General features: G+C 44.2%; 8 protein-coding genes and 1 pseudogene. 8 read left to right on the top strand and 1 reads right to left on the bottom strand.

The genetic code is table 11. From position 1 onward, the window contains the following. Positions 1 to 7: 7 nt before the first annotated feature. From brxC to brxL, 4 genes are read left to right on the top strand one after another with little or no spacing between them, the layout of a single operon-like run. Positions 8 to 3,688 (top strand): BREX system P-loop protein BrxC, encoded by a 3,681-nt coding sequence (gene brxC / locus ACNS8M_RS13820; RefSeq protein WP_419225344.1) that lies wholly within the window; start codon positions 8 to 10, stop codon positions 3,686 to 3,688. 46 nt (positions 3,689 to 3,734) lie between these two features. Beyond that, positions 3,735 to 7,229, top strand: coding sequence for a BREX-1 system adenine-specific DNA-methyltransferase PglX (gene pglX, locus ACNS8M_RS13815; protein ID WP_419225354.1), 3,495 nt, complete (start codon positions 3,735 to 3,737; stop codon positions 7,227 to 7,229). 43 nt (positions 7,230 to 7,272) lie between these two features. Further along, positions 7,273 to 9,897, top strand: coding sequence for a BREX-1 system phosphatase PglZ type A (gene pglZ / locus ACNS8M_RS13810; RefSeq protein WP_419225353.1), 2,625 nt, complete (start codon positions 7,273 to 7,275; stop codon positions 9,895 to 9,897). A 29-nt stretch (positions 9,898 to 9,926) separates the two neighbouring features. Beyond that, a complete protein-coding gene (gene brxL / locus ACNS8M_RS13805; RefSeq protein WP_034680344.1) occupies positions 9,927 to 11,966 on the top strand; it encodes a protease Lon-related BREX system protein BrxL in 2,040 nt (679 codons plus the stop codon). A gap of 124 nt (positions 11,967 to 12,090) precedes the next feature. Here the strand turns inward: brxL and ACNS8M_RS13800 are convergent. Beyond that, positions 12,091 to 12,327 (bottom strand): annotated as a pseudogene (locus tag ACNS8M_RS13800) (hypothetical protein); the annotation flags it as partial. Positions 12,328 to 12,616: 289 nt separating this feature from the next. Here ACNS8M_RS13800 and ACNS8M_RS13795 point away from each other — a divergent pair. The 4 genes from ACNS8M_RS13795 to ACNS8M_RS13780 are packed head-to-tail and all read left to right on the top strand — an operon-like array spanning position 12,617 to position 18,768. Beyond that, complete coding sequence (locus ACNS8M_RS13795; protein WP_227591103.1) at positions 12,617 to 13,033, top strand: cation efflux protein, CzcI-like; 417 nt, start codon at positions 12,617 to 12,619, stop codon at positions 13,031 to 13,033. A gap of 48 nt (positions 13,034 to 13,081) precedes the next feature. Next, on the top strand, positions 13,082 to 14,407 hold the full coding sequence (locus tag ACNS8M_RS13790; RefSeq protein ID WP_035269736.1) for a TolC family protein: 1,326 nt from the start codon (positions 13,082 to 13,084) through the stop codon (positions 14,405 to 14,407). A 1-nt stretch (position 14,408) separates the two neighbouring features. Then, on the top strand, positions 14,409 to 15,638 hold the full coding sequence (locus ACNS8M_RS13785; RefSeq protein WP_016658777.1) for an efflux RND transporter periplasmic adaptor subunit: 1,230 nt from the start codon (positions 14,409 to 14,411) through the stop codon (positions 15,636 to 15,638). Next, entirely contained in the window at positions 15,628 to 18,768 is a 3,141-nt protein-coding gene (locus ACNS8M_RS13780; protein WP_096902762.1) for an efflux RND transporter permease subunit, read from the top strand. Before ACNS8M_RS13785 ends, ACNS8M_RS13780 begins: the two co-directional genes overlap by 11 nt. The last annotated feature ends 30 nt before the right edge of the window (positions 18,769 to 18,798 follow it).

The raw sequence follows: 18,798 nt of genomic DNA, 5'->3' as shown, positions 1-18,798 counted from the left end.
GATTGAGATGAACATTAAAGAACTTTTTTACAAGCCATTAGATCGTGCAATTAACGGGGTGGTGAAGGCAGATCAGGATGATAATGCCACGGTTTACCAGGAGCTGGATGAGTACGTGGTCACCAATGAGCTGGAAAAGCATTTTCGTGACTTTTTCCAATCCTATGGTACAGACCTAAGCGATCCTTCGATTGCCAATCGTGTCGGCGTGTGGATTTCTGGCTTCTTTGGTTCAGGTAAATCACATTTCCTGAAAACCTTGTCGTATATTCTGGCCAATAAAGTGGCACGTGACGCGGAAGGTAACGAACGCAGTGCTGCAGAATTCTTTGATGAAAGCAAAATCCGGGATGCGTTTATCCGTGCGGATATTGGTAAAGCGGTTAGTCATCATGCCGATGTCATCCTATTTAACATCGACAGTAAAGCCAGCTCCAATGATGATGGTAATCCGATTCTGAATGTATTTTTACGCGTGTTTAACGAGTATCAGGATTTTAGTGCCGATCACCCACATATTGCCCATATGGAACGTCACCTGAGCCAGAAAGGGGTGTATGAGCGCTTTAAACAGGCTTTTGAAGAATCTAGCGGCATGTCTTGGCTAGAAGAACGTGACGGCTATCAGTTCTATCAGGATGATGTCGAAACCGCGATTTCCCAAGCCCTCAACTTATCAGCAGAAGCTGCGCATAAATGGTTTGAGGATTCTGAGCAGACCTTTAGTGTTTCGGTTGAAAACTTCTGTCAGTGGGTGAAAGAATACCTGGACAGCAAAGGACCCCAGCAACGCATGTTGTTCTTGGTCGATGAAGTGGGGCAGTTTATTGGCAGCGATACCCGCTTGATGCTGACATTGCAAACCATTACTGAAAATCTAGGTACGATCTGTAAAGGCCGCGCTTGGATTATCGTCACCTCACAGGCAGACATCGATGCTGTTTTAGGTGAGATGTCTTCTTCCAAAGCCAATGACTTCTCCAAGATTGCTGGACGTTTTAAAACCCGTTTATCACTGTCCAGTTCCAATACCGATGAAGTCATCCAGAAACGTTTATTACGTAAAACCCCAGAAGCTGAAGCATTGCTCAGATCAGTGTTTGAGCAAAAGGGTGATATCTTAAAAAATCAGATTACCTTTGACCGTTCAGGCCCAACCCTCAAGAACTATGAGGGGCCAGATAGCTTTATTCATAACTATCCTTTTGCGCCGTACCATTTCCAGCTGGTACAAAAAGTATTTGAAGAAATCCGTAAAGTCGGTGCGACTGGTGCACACTTGGCCTATGGTGAACGATCCATGCTGGATGCGTTCCAGATGGCCGCGAATGCGATTGCCACAGATGAAGTCGGTGCTCTGGTTCCTTTCCACCGCTTCTATACTTCAGTCGAAGGCTTCCTGGATACAGCAGTGAAGCGTACCATCGACCAGGCAGGGCAGAATAAGACCCTGGATGGTTTTGATGTGCAGATGCTGCGTACCCTGTTCATGATCCGCTATGTCGATATCATCAAAGGTACGCTGGATAACCTGGTGACTTTGTCGATTGAGAAAATTGATGAAGATAAGCTGGCATTGCGCAAGCGGATTGAAGAGAGCCTGCAGCGTCTGGAAAAAGAGAGCCTGATTACGAGGAATGGCGATGAGTTCCTGTTCCTGACCAATGAAGAACGTGATATTACCCGAAAAATCAAAGCCACTGACTTAGCAGCTTCAGAAGAAAATAAAGAGTTAGCCAATCTGATCTTTAAAGATTTACTGCGCGATCAGAACAAATACCGCCATCAAGCCAACAAGATGGACTATCAGATTGGTCGTTTCCTAGATAGCCATAGCCTGGATGGCAAGTATGAGAGCGATTTGAAAGTTGAAATCATTTCTCCGCTGGATACGGAATACAACCTCTACACTGAAGCTTACTGTATTGGTAAAAGTACTCAGGCTGAAGGACAAGTGCTGTTTAAACTGGCAGACGATAAACAGTTCTTTAATGAACTGCGCACCTGGCTGAAAACCAATAAATTCATCCGTTTAAATGATGATGGCACTCAGTCCGATATCACCCGTATTCTGGCAGACCGTGGCCGTGAGAATCAGGAGCGTAAAAAACGCCTGCGTGCCCGGGTCGAAGAAATGTTGCTGGACGCGGAAAGTTATGCCTTGGGTCAACATCTACAACTTTCATCTTCAAGTCCAACCACCAAGCTGGATGAGGCTTGTCGTTATTTGCTGGAAAACACCTATACCAAACTGAGCTATCTGCAAGTCTATCAGCAGGATGCCTGGCGCGAACTGAACGCCGTATTGACTGTGGATGATATGGCGCAACTCGGATTGTCTCTGGATGGCGGTCAAAGCAATCCGAAAGCCCTACAGGAAGTGGAGCAGTACATTGCACTACGCGCCACTGGTACAGAGCGTATTCTAGTCTCAGATGTGATAGATCGTTTTGCCAAACGTCCTTATGGCTGGCCAGATGCCGAGATTTTACTGCTGGTAGGTCAGCTGGCTGCGATGGGGCGGATTTCACTGCAGTTAAATGGCGGCAGCTTACAGTTAAAAGATGCCTTTGAACCTTTACAGAACAGCCGCCGTCGCCGTGATGTGTCGATCATTAAAAAGCGCCAGACTGATGATCAGGTGTTGAAACAGGCACGCCAACTCACCCAAGACCTATTCTCGGCGATGGGACCAGCGACAGAAAAAGAGCTGTTTGAATTCTATACCCAGTATTTTAAGACTTGGTTAGCCAACTTTAAGTCGTATAAGAGTAAAACTGATGTCGGACAGTTCCCGGGCAAGAAAGTGATTGAAAAGTCGATTCTGACTTTGGAGCGCTTGCTGGCCAATAGCGACAGCTTCGATTTCTTTAAAGCCGTGGTTGAGAACAAGGACGACTATCTTGACCTGGAAGAAGATTATCGTGATATTCATGAGTTCTTCACTAACCAGATGCCGAGCTGGCAGCAACTGCAACAGGCCTTACGTCATTTTGAGAAGAACAAACAGGCGCTGGGCAGTGATGAGGTAGCTAAAAAAGCCCTGTCTGAATTACATCGTATTGCCACCCTTGAATCGCCCTATGGCCTGTTAAATAAAGTGGCTGATTTGGTTCGCACAGTGGAAAGCGTCAATGAGCAATTGCTGACTGAGAAGCGCAATCAGGCAATAGAACACATTGATGACAAGATCAAGCAGTTAGAAGCCGAGATTAAAAACAGTGGCATCGCTACCGCTGAATTGAGTAACAAGCTATTACGCCCACTGCAATTGCTGAAAGCGGATATTGAAGTGGAAACTAGCCTGTCCACCATCTATATGCTGCAAACCCAAACCAGCGTCGAGCGTTTTGATGAAGCCTTGTATGAGTTGGAAAGCGAAGTTCAGGCGGAAATCCAGCGACAGGCCAAAGCGGCACAACTGGCTCAGAGCAAAGCCGAGAGTGTAACCAACACTGCAACCACCTCCAGCCCAGCTACATCAGCACCTGCTGCGAGTCCGGTACAGCCTGCGATAGCCGTAGTGCCACCGAAACCGGTGGTGGAAGTCGATGTCGCCAGCATTTACAGCAAAAGCTCAAGTAGTGTCTACCTGGAAACAGAAGAATCAGTGGATCAGTTTGTAGACGCACTCAAAGCTGAATTGAAAAAAATTGTGAGTGATAAAAAGCGTGTGCGTATCCGCTAACTTGGGTTAGGGATATCGGCATCAGTCATTAATTAAAGGTTTAAAGATGAATACCAGTAATATTAAAAAATACGCACCGCAAGCACGTAATGATTTTATCGCAGCCATGCGCAAGCAGGCCGCCAAATACGGCATCACCGCAGACAGCATTTTACCGGCAGAACAGAAAGGCGACTTGCTGCTGATTGGCGATCAGGTTTTTCCGCTATCCGTCATGAAATCTCGTGAGAAGCTGATCAAACGCATTCAAACCAGCAGTTTTGAGCAGACGATTGATTATATCGCTTACAGCTGGTTTAACCGTCTCTGTGCGATTCGCTACATGGAATGCAAAGGCTTACTGGATCATGGTCGCCGTGTGTTGAGTAGTGCCGATGGCAGTGCAGGCTTGCCACAGATTCTGGAAGAATGTCTGGATATTGACCTACCAGGTTTAGATGCCAGCCGTGTGGCTGAACTCAAGCTGGATGGCAATAAAGACGAAGAGCTGTATCGGGAGCTGTTATTGGCGCAGTGTCATGCGTTGAATCAGGTGATGCCACTGCTGTTCGAACAGGTTTCTGATGAGTCAGAACTGTTATTACCTGACAATTTAACCAAAACCGATTCCTTGATTCGTGATTTGGTGAGCAGCATTCCGGAAGAAGACTGGTCGGATGTGCAGATTATTGGTTGGCTGTATCAGTTCTATATTTCTGAAAAGAAAGACCAGGTGATTGGTAAAGTCGTCAAGAGTGAAGACATTCCAGCTGCGACACAACTCTTCACCCCGAACTGGATTGTGAAGTATTTGGTGCAGAATAGTGTTGGTCGTCTATGGATGATGGCACAGCCTGATAGTACGCTTGCCAGTGAGTGGGAATACTATATTCAGCCAGCTGAGCAAAGCGACGAAGTCAATGCACAACTGAAACAACTGATTGATGTGCGCATCAGTGAAGATGGTGATACCTTAAACCCTGAAAGCATTACGGTGCTGGATCCAGCCTGTGGTTCGGGACATATTTTAGTAGAAGCCTATGATTGCTTAAAAGCAATTTATTTAGAACGTGGTTACCGCAGCCGAGATATCCCACGTTTGATTCTGGAAAATAACCTGTACGGGATTGATATTGATACCCGTGCCGCACAATTGGCCAGTTTTGCGCTGTTGATGAAAGCGCGTGAGGATGACCGCCGTTTATTTAGCAATCCACCGAAGCTGAATATTATTGCGCTACAAGACAGTCAGCCAGAACGTTTAGAAGCATTCAGTCAGGATTTGGCAAATACTGGTATTGCGCAGGCAGATTTAAAAGAGCTGCTGGATCTATTTGAACACGCTTCAACCTTTGGTTCTTTGATTCAAATCCCTGCAGCATTCGCTCATAAGCTACCTGATTTAGAAAGCAAGCTGAATACAGCAGCAGCGTCTGGTGATATTTTTTCGCAGCAATCAGCACAAGAATTATTACCTTTAGTTCAACAAGCTAAATTACTCGCTAAACAATATGATGCAGTGATTGCTAACCCGCCGTATATGGGTAATAAATATTTAAATCCAAATCTTAAAACCTATTTAAAAAAGAACTATCAAGGTTATGAAAGAGATTTATTTTCAGCTTTTATGATTCGAGACTTACAACTAACAAAAGAAAGTGGGCAGCTTGGTTTTATGTCTCCTTTTGTATGGATGTTTATTTCTGCTTATGAAAATTTACGTGAATATTTTATTGATCATACAACAATTACCAGCTTGATTCAGTTGGAGTACTCTGGTTTTGATGGTGCAACGGTTCCAATTTGTACATTTACATTAGCAAAAGCACATATCGTAGAATTTACTGGTTCATACATTAGTTTATCTGATTTTAAAGGTTCAGAAAATCAAGCACCGAAGACTTTAGAAGCTATTAAAAATCCCAAGTGTGGATGGTTTTATAATACGCAACCAGATGGCTTTAAGAAAATCCCTGGAAGTCCAATTGCTTATTGGGCAAATTCTACTATTAAAGAAATATTTTCAAATACTTCTGTTTCAAAATATTCTGTACAAGAAAGTAGCCAATGTTTAACAGGTGATAATAATAAATTTCTGAGATTTTTATGGGAAGTCGATGCTAGTAAAATTGGCAAAAATAAAAAATGGATTTTTTATGCAAAAGGAGGAGGTTTTAGAAGATGGTATGGAAATTTAGATAATTTAGTGAATTGGAGCCCTGAGGCTATCCACCACTATAGAACCTCAAAAGTACCAAGGATTATTCCTGAATATTTATGGTACAAGGAAGGAGTTACTTGGGGGTTTATAACTTCTTCTTTGCCAAGTTTTAGATACTTACCTGAAAATGCTGTTTTTGATGTTGGTGGAAGTTCAATATTCTTTGAAGATGAAAAAGACTTAAACTTTTTCTTAGGTCTATTTAACACACCAGTTGCAACTAAATTGATAGGGGTTTTTAATCAAACATTAAACTATCAATTGAGAGATATCAGAAATTTACCTGTCTGCGGAAAAGATGGAGGCTATAATCGATTAATTGATGATATTGTTAAAAAATGTTTGCACATTTCAAAGCAAGATTGGGATCATTATGAAACTTCAATCGACTTTCATGAATATCCAATTATTCGTACTCAACAACCAACTCTAGAACAAGCGTTTAATACATGGCAACAGCAAAATGCTGACGCCGTGGCTGAAATGAAACGTTTGGAAGAAGAAAACAACAAGCTGTTTATTGACGCTTATGGTTTACAGGATGAATTGACACCCGATGTTCCAGATGAACAAATTACGCTCACCCGTGCCAACCGTGAAAAAGACAGCCAGCGTTTAGTTTCTTATGCACTGGGTTGTATGATGGGACGTTATAGCCTGGACGAACCAGGTCTGATCTATGCCCATGCAGGCAATCAAGACTTTGATGCCAGCCGTTATCAAAAATTCCCAGCCGATGCAGACGGCATTATTCCATTGACCGAAATGCACTGGTTTGAAGATGATGCAACGCACCGTATTCGAGAGTTCTTAACTGCGGTTTGGGGTAAAGACACACTAGACGCTAATATGCTGTGGTTGGCAGAAAGCTTGGATAAAAAAGCCAGTGAAACAGCGGAAGATACCATCCGCCGTTATCTCGCCAGCAAATTCTATAAAGACCACATGCAAACCTATAAAAAGCGTCCGATCTACTGGTTATTTAGCAGTGGTAAACAGGGGGCTTTCCAGGCGTTGGTGTACTTACACCGTTATAATGAAAGTACCTTGGCACGTATGCGTACCGAATACGTCATGCCGCTGATTTCCAAAATGGCTGCGTATGCCAACTCTCTGGAAACAGCAAAAGAAAGCAGTGACTCTGCGGCTGAAATCAAACGTATCGAGAAAAAACTGCAGGATCTGCATAAGCAACAAGCTGAACTGAGTAGCTTTGAAGAAAAACTGCGCCATTATGCCGATCAGCGTATTTCACTGGATCTAGATGATGGGGTGAAAGTGAACTATGGCAAGTTTGGGGACTTGTTGGCTGAAGTGAAAGCTGTGACGGGGGAAAAGTGATGAATAGCTTTTCTTCCACACTAGATCATGCAGAGGTGGTTGCATGAACTTAAGTCAACTTCAGCAAGGCCTGGAACAAGCCTTTTATACTGAACAGCACCGAATTGTCTTTTGGTATGATGCAGAACAGTCATTTACTGAAGAAATCAAAGCCCTAGAGCTAAATGATGTCCAGATTCTAAATATGGCAGAAGAATCCAGCCTTGCGATTAAGCTTAAACTGGAACTTGAGGATCAGCAGGGTAAATACTTGCTGTATTTCCCAAGTGCTGAGCCTGAAACTGAAAAAGACTGGTTACTGGACATCAAGCTGTATTCACGCAGCTTCTATGCCGATCGTTTCTCGATTATTTTCAATGAGCTGGGTTTACAGCAGCAGAGTCTAAGAGAACATCTGGCCAAACGTGAAGAATTCCTCAAAGCCAAAGCACGTCTGAGTACATTGAAACGCTATATCCAGCCTGATGCAGATGCACAGGATCTGGATATGGCCATGATTGCGGCTGTGGTCAAGGCTGACAGTGCCGAACTTATGCATATCGTTCTGGCACTGGCAGATGAAATGGTACAGCAGAATCTGGCTCTGGAAGTCAATCCAGAATCCTTTGCTGAACTGGAAAAGTTCCAACTGGTGCCGGCTTTGGTCACGGCATTACAGGCGGAAATTGGTTATCCAGCATCGGTTGAAGAATTGAATGGGGAAGCACCATTCAAGCTCGGTACGTTCTTTATTCGTTTGATGAGCACAGGTTTCTGTGAAAGCCTGGGCGATATACCGCTATGGGCTCAAGAACTGGTGATGTCATCTGTCAGTTCACGTGCGACGGCTAGAGCCTTCTTGTCGCGCTGGAGAGACAGTTCCAAATACTACCCAACCTTTGATAAGCTTTCCCAGAGCGTGGCCAATGCACTGCGGATCCAAGAAAAGGTCGGGGCTTTTGATCTGGAGCAGCTGCTCGATGTCATGACCTTTGAAGTGATTGAACAAAAGATCATTGTCGATCTGGCCAGCCAGATCCCTGCAGCAGCCAAAGCTGAACTGGAACATTTCAGAACGATTATTTCTACCCGTCTGGATGGCTATTGGGCGTCCAAACATAAGGACGATGCAACCCGCCGTAAATACCGTACCGTCTATACAGCGTTGCAGGCAGCGATTGAGCTGTTCAGTTTACGACTACAGTTTGATTCCGGTTTCTATTTTGACTCCAGCGAAGCCTTGTATAAAGCCTACGAGCAGGAGTTGTATCGCTTTGATCTGGCCTACCGCCACTACAGTGCTGCTTCTCAACGCGCTCATGTCGATATCCTGAAAAAACTTGATGAAGAAGTCGAAAATTGCTATTCCTACTGGTTTATTGACCATTTGGCACGAAACTGGGGAGAGCGGGTTGAAGCTGAGCAACGCTTGAATGTCTGGAAAGTGGCAGATATCCCAAATCAGCAGAACTTCTACGATACCCACGTCAGACCCTTACTCAATTCTGCAACGAAACGCCGTATTGTGGTAATTATCAGTGATGCTTTTCGCTATGAAGCTGCGGTAGAGCTGCGTGATCGTATTAATGAAAAGCGTTATTCTGAAGCGACCTTGTCTTCACAGCTGGGTGTCGTACCAAGTTACACCACACTTGGCATGGCCTCGTTGTTGCCGCATCAGACTTTGGAGTACAAAGAGGCCGCAGGGGATGATGTTTTAGTAGATGGGCAATCTAGCAAAGGGACTGCAGCACGATCCAAAATTCTGGCTACCTATAATGGATTGGCAGTCACCGCTGAAATGGTAAAAGGCTGGTCGCGTGATGAAGGCCGTGAAGCGCTGAAAGACCATGAGCTGATTTACGTTTATCACAACGTGATTGATGCACGCGGTGACAGCGCCTCGACAGAATCAGAAACCTTTATGGCGGTGGAACATGCCATTGAAGAGCTGACAGAACTTAGCCGCAAAATCTTAATGCACTTCAATATTTCTACCCTGTTGATTACAGCCGACCATGGCTTCTTGTTCCAGCAAAGTAAACTGGAATCTGCGGATCGTTCAAGCTTGACTGAAAAACCTACCAATACATTGAAGAGCAAAAAACGCTATGTGATTGGGCATGGTTTACCAGAGAGCAAGGAAGCCTGGAAAGGCTCAACCCAAGCTACGGCAGGCACATTATCTGCGACTGATTTTTGGATTCCAAAAGGGGCGAACCGTTTCCATTTTGTAGGAGGCTCACGTTTCGTGCATGGCGGCATCATGCCTCAGGAAATCGTAGTGCCTGTACTAACGGTAAAACAGCTACGTGGTGAAAAGGCTGGACAGCGGACCAAGCGTAAAGTTGAGGTCATTTCTACCAAATCCACGCTGAAGATGGTCAATAACATCCAGAAGTTTGATTTGATGCAAACTGAAGCTGTCAGTGAGCTGGTCATGCCAGTGACTTTATCCATTGCCATTTATGATGGGGATCTTAAAGTTTCCAGTGAAGAAACTTTGACTTTTGATAGCACTACCGACTCTGTTGCCGATCGGGTCAAACAGGTCAGGCTGTCATTGTCTGGCACTGATTTTGACCGTAAGAAAGATTACTTCCTAGTGCTGAAGGACAAAGACCTGAATATCGAAATGCAACGCTATAAGGTCACCATTGATCTGGCATTTACCGATGACTTCTCCTGATAACGAATTAACGATAGAGCGTAGCCTACATGGAATCTGCTAACGATAAAGAACTGGATCAGCTGCTGAATGAACACTTTGCTGGGCGGGTGGTACGTAAGGATCTGACTAAACTGATCAAAGAAGGGGCAAATGTCCCGGTCTATGTACTCGAATACCTGCTGGGGATGTACTGTGCCTCGGATGATCCAGAGATCATTGAACAGGGACTACGTAACGTAAAGACCGTACTGGCTGAGAACTACGTCCGACCGGATGAAGCCGAGAAGGTGAAATCCCTGGTCCGTGAACGGGGCAGTTATAAGGTCATTGATCGGGTGACTGTAAAACTGAATGAGCGTAAAGACAAATACGAAGCATCATTTAGTAATCTGGGCATCAAAGATGCCGAAATCTCGGCAGGCATCGTCAAAGAGTATGAAAAATTACTTGTTGGTGGTATCTGGGTCATTGCTACGCTCAGTTACTATTTTGAAGAAGGGCAAACCAATTCTCCATTTGGGGTGAGTTTACTCAAGCCGATTCAAATGCCGAATATGAATATGGATGAACTTTTCAGTGGCAGAGCAGCATTAAGCACTGATCAGTGGCGCGAGAGTTTAATCCGTTCGATCGGCATGGAACCGGCTTCGTTAAAAGAGGACGTGCAATGGCACCTATTAGCGCGTATGGTTCCGTTCGTTGAAAATAACTATAACGTCTGTGAACTGGGACCACGCGGTACCGGGAAAAGCCATATTTACAAAGAGTGTTCACCGAATAGTATTTTAGTCTCTGGTGGGCAAACGACTGTCGCCAACCTGTTCTATAACATGAGTAGCCGCCGTATTGGTCTGGTGGGCTTATGGGATGTGGTAGCTTTTGATGAAGTCGCCGGTATTTCCTTTAAGGACAAAGATGGCGTACAGATCATGAAAGACTACATGGCCTCAGGATCTTTTGCCCGTGGTCGTGAACAGATGGAAGCCTCAGCTTCGATGGTTTTTGTGGGTAATATTAACCAAAGTGTTGAATCCTTGGTGAAGACTAGCCACTTATTGGCTCCTTTTCCTGAAGCAATGATCGATTCAGCATTCTTTGATCGCTTTCATGCCTATATCCCGGGTTGGGAAATTCCAAAAATGCGTCCGGAATTCTTTACTAACCGTTATGGTCTAATCGTTGATTATCTGGCTGAATTCTTCCGGGAAATGCGTAAGCGTAGTTTTGCGGATGCCATTGAGAAGTACTTTAAGCTCGGCAACAACCTGAATCAGCGCGATGTGATTGCCGTTCGCAAGACGGTTTCCGGATTGATGAAGCTGCTCTACCCACATGGTCAGTTTAACAAAGAAGATGTACGGCAATGCCTGGAATATGCACTGCAGGTGCGCCGTCGGGTCAAAGAACAGCTGAAGAAAATTGGAGGGATGGAATTCTATGATGTGCATTTCAGCTATATCGACAATGACACCTTAGAAGAGCATTTTGTTTCAGTCAAAGAGCAGGGGGGTGGCGGACTTATTCCCGAAGGTCCTGCTAAACCAGGTTTTTTGTATACCATCGGACTCAGTAATAAGGGCATGCCAGGTTTATACCGCTTAGAACTGCAAGTCACTAAAGGTTCAGGAAAATTGGCGACATCTGGCTTATGGAATTCAAGTAGTGCCAAAGAACAGGTCAAGATTGCTTTTGATTACTTCAAGGCCAATGCATCCCGGATCTCGGGGGGCAGTAAGGTGCTGGAACATGATTTCCATTTACATGTGGTGGAATTACAGAATACCGGCCCGCTCAGCCATCTTGCTCTGCCAAGTTTAGTGGCTTTTGCTTCTGGCCTGTTAGGACGATCGGTACAAAGTCAGATGGTGGTACTGGGTGATATGAGCTTGGGTGGTTCTGTGACACCGGTGGAAAGTATTGCCGAATGTCTTCAAGTTGCTTTTGATGCGGGTGCCAAGAAGGTTGCTTTGCCAATGAGTAGTGCGGCAGATATCCCAACGATTCCTGTGGAACTGTTTACCAAGTTCCAGACCAGCTTTTATGCAGATCCGGTAGATGCTGTGTTTAAGGGGCTAGGGGTGGATTAATTTCATATCTGTCTGGAAGAGTTACAGTAGATTGTTTTAAATTCAGTTTCTCAAGTTAAACACCATGTTGTAAAAGCATAATACTGCCTCTTTTAAAGAGCTAGTATTTTAGGGGGGGATTACCCTTCATTTTTTCTTGATCAGATATCTGTTGTATTTTGACAGGATTTTGTTGATCTAAATATTTTTGATACCAAACACGCAATGTTTCAGGAGTACAACCGATTTTAGGAGCAATAGCTGTGATTGCTGCCCAAGTAGAAGGATAATCTTTTTCAGATTCAATTAGTAATTGAACCGCTCTTTCTCTGATTTCAGGGGGCAATTTTACTTTGCCATTTGTAAGGTAAAAGGGGTCAATTTTAGAATGCCGTTGACAATGTATCGCCTTTTGAGTTTGAAGCAATGTACAATGATAAGATTAACCCGTTAGGTCAGGTGGCCTAACTTAAATAAAAAGTCTCCGACAAACCCGGTACGGTTCACTATCTATTGTTATTCTTACCTGAAATTGATGTGAGCTTATAGAGACAAGGTAAATTTGCAAAAGTGCCGGCTATTCAGTGTTCATTGAATGTTTAATTTAATTTATTAAGCTTGACCTTAGAGTGGCTCTAAGCCTTATACTTGGTACAAATTTTTCGATTGTTATGATGATGCGTTCTACTACATGGATTACAGTCTTGGTTGGATTGTTCATGTTCCAAAGCTTTTGGAATGTGGCGGCGGCCTTTTGTGTCCATGAACAACAGCCTCAATCACAGCAGAGTTATCATTTTGGTCATCACCAAAATACCTTGTGTGCCAGCGATAGTCGTCAACACGATCATAATGGACAGTCAGAAAACATAAAAACATTCAGTAGCGATTTAGAAATCGGTGAAGATCATCAAGATCATCTACCATCGATGACGCATTTGATTGTACAAAATGAAAAAGTAGATGTGTTTCATCCAAGCTCTGAAGTTAAAGTGAATCCACAATTTCATTGGAAAAACAGCTATCAGGCTCCTGACCTGTTTCAACAAAGCCCACCTCCCGAATTTTCCCCGCTCATGGTGGGGTAGCCTAAAACATTCCCACCACTTTTATTATTTAAATAAGTGGGAAAAATCATGTCTTCACAATCAATTATACTCTTGCGTCATAGCTTGGTTGCTTGTATATGTGCAGCGGCTATGCAATATAGCTATGCTGAAAACGTTACCAGCTTTGAATCCGCTTTAGCAAAAGTACAAAGTTACCAGACTCAAGACAAGCTGTGGCAACAAGTTCAGCAAATATCTGAATTGAATATTCAGCAAAGTCGGTTATGGCAGAATCCAAGTATAAGTTTAGAACAGTCTGGCTTTGGCTCAGGTCAAGAACAGGAATTCAATGTTGGCGTTAGTCAACCTCTAGATCTATTTGGTCAGCGTAAGCTGAACCGGGTGATTGCCAATACCTCGAATCAACAAATCCAATTGCAACAGCAATTATGGAAGGCACAAAGCCAACTGATTGTTAAATTTGCATGGTCGCAATTTGCACTTGCTGAGGTTGAGCAGTCTGCTTATTCAGTACAGTTAAAAACAAGTAAAGCCAATCTGGACAGTGCCCAGAAACGCTATCAGGCAGGCAGTATTGCCCTGGTTGATTTTGAGCGTACCCAAATTGAAGCGCTAGAAATCCAACGACTTTATCAGCAAGCGATGCTGAATAAACAAGCTGCCGGTCGTCAGCTGTCTAATTTGTGGGGGGGAGAAACATCTTCACATCTTCAATTGAATAAAACCGCTATCCCTTGGCCAGAGCAAAGTCTCCAAACTGTGCAACGGTATATTGCTGAAGGGTGGCTAGAAAAATTCTATGCCTTGAACATTCAGCAATCGGATCATCAAATTGAAAATTTAAGAATTCAGGCACGTCCCAATCCGACTTTAAATGTAGGCATGAAACGTAGCAAAACCCCTAATGAAAGCAACGATACGACTTTGGCAATCGGCGTGGCTATTCCACTGAATATTTTCAACCGCCAGCAATATGCGATCCCGATGGTCCAGCAACAGCAAATATTGCTGAACCAACAGCAGCAGCGTGAGCTGAAGCAACAAATACTCAATATTGCCAACAGCATGCATCAGCTCAAAGGTTTACGTAGCCAGTTCGATGCCACAACAGCACAAGTTACTTTGGCGACCAAAGTTCAGAGCCGTACTTTACAAGGGTTTCAGGCAGGGAAACTGTCCATTACCGACGTTCAGCAAGCAACCACCCAACTGCAGAATCTTCGATTGGGTCAATTACAAATTCTACGTCAAGCTTGGCAAACTGCCCTCGCAGCTGAGGCACTCAGTATTGGCACAAGTTATGAAGAAATTAGCCGTTCGGATGCCTATACACAACTGAATAAAAAGGCAGTCGAAGCATCGCAAAATTTAATCAATGGGGGAGCACGATAAAATGAACGCCAAGCAAAACGGAAAAATATCCCAGTCTCTCATGATTGCAATTTTGATTCTGATTACGGTCTTGGTCAGTCTGGTTATTTGGTTAAGTTCAAAAAAAACTGAATCTGAGGGGCATGGTCATGATGAGGGAAATGCCGAACATTCTGATGAAGATAGTTCTGAAGAAGGACATGCTGAAGAAGGCGAAATACAACTGACCAGCCAACAAATGGTTGAACAAGGTTTAAAAGTTGCTGTTGCATCCACAGGATTGGTTGAAAAGCTGACAACCCTGCCAGGTAAATTGGTGGTGAATACCGATCAACAAGCGCATATATCGCCTAATTTTAGTGGTCATGTCGAGCAGGTCAATGTGGCTTTAGGACAGAGCGTGCAAAAAGGACAAACGCTGGCTGTACTAATCGTGCCTGAACTGATCGACCAACAGGCAAATCTGCGTATGGCACAGGTGAATCTGGATTTGGCCCGTAAAGATTACCAGCGCGAACAGCAACTCTGGTCACAGGGGATTTCTGCCAAACAGGATTACCAGCGTGCCGAAAATGCCTACCGTCAAGCGCAGATTACTGTCCAGTCCTCACAAGCACGTTTAAATGCATTAGGTGCAAGTGGCAATAACAATGGGCGTTTTCTGATTAAAGCACCGATCTCTGGGGTGATCAGTCAAAAAGATATTGTGGTCGGTGAAAATGTGCAACTGGCTAATCAGCTCTTTGTCATTGAACAGCTGAAAGATTTATGGCTTGAGTTTAATTTGCCGAATCAATTCTCAGGTCAACTGCAAGCCGGGCAAAAAATTGACTTTAAAGTGAATGATTCAGATCAAATCTATAAAGCTACTGTACAAAGCTTAACCTCTCAGGCAGATGTACAAACAGGGCGTCTGGTGGTGCGCGCAAAACTCGATGCGCAAGCTACTGAGTTGCGTTCTAATGTGTTAGTGAGAGTGTTGATTCCGGAAGCTACAGCAAAATCAGCCCTTCGGATTCAAAAGTCTGCGCTGCAAAGTATTGAAGGTGAAGACAGTATTTTCATCGTAGATTCAGAACAAAAAGGTCAAGTCCACTTAAAAGCACAGAAAGTGCAATTGGGGCAGGCTTCAAGTGATGGACAATGGCTTGAAGTGATTTCTGGGCTGACTGAAGGGCAGAAGTATATCGCTCAAGGCAGTTTCTTGTTGAAATCTGAATTAGAAAAAGACGAGGCAGGCCATGAACATTAATTCTGATCTGCCAAAACCAGAAGGTTTATTCGAACGAATCATTCAGTTTTCCATACAAAATGCGATTTGGGTGTTGCTCTTTGTCTGTACCTGGATTGCGGTCGGGGTGTATAGCTATCAGAAACTCCCGATTGATGCTGTACCCGATATTACCAATACCCAAGTCCAGATTAATACTCAAGCCAAGGGTTTTACTGCGCTTGAAGTCGAACAGCGGATTACCTATCCCATTGAAAATGCCATGGCTGGCATTCCGGATCTGGAGCTTACCCGTTCCATATCCCGTTATGGACTCTCTCAAGTCACCATTGTCTTTAAAGATGGGACTGATATTTATTGGGCCCGTCAGCAGATTAACCAACGGATACAGGAGGCGCAATCTGAGTTGCCTGCACAAATCGCACCGACGATGTCCCCCGTTTCTACGGGTCTCGGTGAGATTTATCAATGGGTACTGAAGGCAGATCCGAATGCGAAAAAGCCGGATGGAACTGCATACACGCCGATGGATTTGCGTGAGATTCAGGACTGGATTGTGCGTCCTCAACTGCAACGTGTTAAGGGAGTTGCAGAGGTCAACAGTATTGGTGGTTTTGAAAAAACCTATGTGGTCTCTCCCGATTTAAACCGGATGCAGCAACTGAATATCTCATTAGAACAACTGCAACAGGCTTTAGCGCAAAATAATGAGAACCGAGGTGCAGGTTATATTGAAGACAATGGTCAGCAACTGACGGTACGTGTACCGGGTACATTCAATGGGCTTTCTGATATTGAGAACACCATGCTGGGTAGCCCAAATGGCAGCCCAATTCGGGTTGGTGATATTGCGCAAGTCTCTATTGGGCATGATTTAAGAACCGGTGGGGCAACCTATAACGGCAAAGAAACCGTTTTAGGGATTGCCATGATGGCGATGGGTGGAAATAGCCGGACTGTTTCTAAAGCTGTGGATGCCAAGCTTCAAGATATTCAGAATAGTTTGCCTAAAGGGGTAGTGATTGAAACGGTGTACGACCGTACTACCTTGGTTGAGAAGGCGATTAAAACCGTTCAGAAAAACTTGGTAGAGGGAGCAATCCTGGTCATCATCATTCTGTTCCTGTTTTTAGGGAATATCCGTGCTGCCTTGATTACTGCCTGTGTCATTCCACTCTCTATGCTGTTTACCTTAACCGGGATGGCACAGAAAAATATCAGTGCCAATCTGATGAGTTTAGGTGCACTCGATTTCGGCATCATTGTCGATGGTGCTGTGGTGATTGTCGAAAACTGTATCCGGCGTTTAGCCCATACACAGCAACTGTTAAAACGACCTCTCACACAAAGTGAACGCTTTAAGGAAGTTTTTCTGGCTGCCCGCCAAGCACGTCGTCCTCTTATTTTTGGTCAGCTTATTATTTTGGTGGTGTATTTGCCGATTTTTGCTTTAAGTGGTGTAGAAGCAAAACTATTTCATCCGATGGCTTTAACCGTTGTTCTCGCACTGGTGGCAGCTATTATTTTATCGATCACCTTTGTGCCCGCTGCAGTTGCTTTATGGGTTAAAGGGGAGATCAAAGAAACGGAAAGCCGTTGGATGATCTGGCTCAAAACCCGATATCAACAGATATTGGATGGAGCCTATCATTACAAAGCGGTGGTTTTAACTTTTGCCATTTGTCTCCTGGTCATTACGGGTCTGCTCAGCACGAAGATTGGCAGTGAGTTTGCACCCCAGCTGAGTGAAGGTGATTTTGCGGTACAGCAATTACGTTCTCCAAGCACAGGCTTGGAAGAGTCTTTACGTATTCAGGAAAATACCGAAAAGCTTTTACTGAAAAACTTTCCCGAAATTAAAGCTATATTTGCCCGTACCGGGACTGCTGAAGTGGCGACAGATGTGATGCCACCGAATATTTCCGATGGTTATATCATGCTGAAACCACGTGAGGAATGGCCAGATTCAAAAGAAAGCCTAGATGCACTTCGAACCCGAATGGAAGCTTATCTTGCGACAATTCCCGGCAATAACAGTGAGTTTTCTCAGCCTATTGAGCTACGTTTTAATGAACTGATTTCAGGTATACGCAGTGATGTGGGGGTGAAGGTTTTTGGTGATGACATGCAGGTTTTGAATACTGAGGCTGCAAAAATCGCGAAAATCATTCAGCAAGTCGCAGGTAGCAGTGCGGTGAAAGTTGAACAAACTTCGGGTCTGCCTTTACTCAATGTAGAGATTGATAAAGCTTTAGCTGCCCAGTATGGCTTGAGTGTGAAATCTATTCAGGATGTGGTGGCTGCAAGTATTGGTGGACAAAGCGTGGGAGAGATTTTAGAAGGCGATCGTCGTTTTGATTTTGTTATCCGTCTTGGAGAGCAAGACCGTAGTGTCGCATCTGTTTCCCAGTTACCTATTCAGCTTCCAAATGGTGGCAGTATTTTATTGTCGGATGTCGCGCAAGTCTCGACCATTGAAGGAATCAACCAAGTCAGTCGAGAAAATGGTAAACGCCGAGTTGTGGTTACAACGAATGTTGAAGGGCGTGATTTAGGGTCTTTTGTTTCTGATGTACAGACACAGCTCAAAGCATACACTTTGCCAAGTGGTTATTGGATAGAATATGGCGGTCAGTTTGAAAATTTGGCTTCAGCCAAAGCACGGATGCAAATCGTGATTCCACTGGCTTTAATCACTATCTTTATTTTACTGATGGCGGTCTTTCACAATGTCAAAGAAAGTCTATTGGTCTTTACCGGGGTACCCTTTGCCTTGACCGGTGGTGTGCTGTTCCTTTGGCTAAGGGATATTCCATTATCGATGTCAGCTGGAATTGGCTTTATTGCCTTATCTGGTGTTGCAGTCCTCAATGGACTGGTAATGCTGACCTTTATTAAGGAATTAAGGGACAAATATCCAGTGCATAAAGCCGTGTGGCAAGGGGCTATTTTGCGCTTAAGACCAGTGTTGATGACAGCTTGTGTGGCTTCACTGGGTTTTGTACCAATGGCGCTGGCAACCGGAACAGGGGCTGAGGTTCAACGGCCACTGGCAACCGTAGTGATTGGCGGGATTATCTCTTCAACATTACTAACTTTGGTGCTGTTACCCGTGCTTTATCGTTGGATAAATGAAAAGAAAGTTTCTTAATCCAATAGATTAGTCGATTTACAGCAGAGA

Origin of the sequence: Acinetobacter sp. A2 (assembly GCF_048537555.1) — a bacterium.
In the GTDB taxonomy this organism is placed as follows: Bacteria; Pseudomonadota; Gammaproteobacteria; order Pseudomonadales; family Moraxellaceae; genus Acinetobacter.
Note: the sequence above shows the minus strand (reverse complement) of the source record. Positions and strands in the feature narration are given on the sequence as shown.

Excerpts from the sequence above, each read along its gene's own strand:
- brxC (WP_419225344.1), top strand. The coding sequence starts at position 8 with ATGAACATTAAAGAACTTTTTTACAAGCCATTAGATCGTGCAATTAAC.
- pglX (WP_419225354.1), top strand. The coding sequence starts at position 3,735 with ATGAATACCAGTAATATTAAAAAATACGCACCGCAAGCACGTAATGAT.
- pglZ (WP_419225353.1), top strand. The coding sequence starts at position 7,273 with ATGAACTTAAGTCAACTTCAGCAAGGCCTGGAACAAGCCTTTTATACT.
- brxL (WP_034680344.1), top strand. The coding sequence starts at position 9,927 with ATGGAATCTGCTAACGATAAAGAACTGGATCAGCTGCTGAATGAACAC.
- ACNS8M_RS13795 (WP_227591103.1), top strand. The coding sequence starts at position 12,617 with ATGATGATGCGTTCTACTACATGGATTACAGTCTTGGTTGGATTGTTC.
- ACNS8M_RS13790 (WP_035269736.1), top strand. The coding sequence starts at position 13,082 with ATGTCTTCACAATCAATTATACTCTTGCGTCATAGCTTGGTTGCTTGT.
- ACNS8M_RS13785 (WP_016658777.1), top strand. The coding sequence starts at position 14,409 with ATGAACGCCAAGCAAAACGGAAAAATATCCCAGTCTCTCATGATTGCA.
- ACNS8M_RS13780 (WP_096902762.1), top strand. The coding sequence starts at position 15,628 with ATGAACATTAATTCTGATCTGCCAAAACCAGAAGGTTTATTCGAACGA.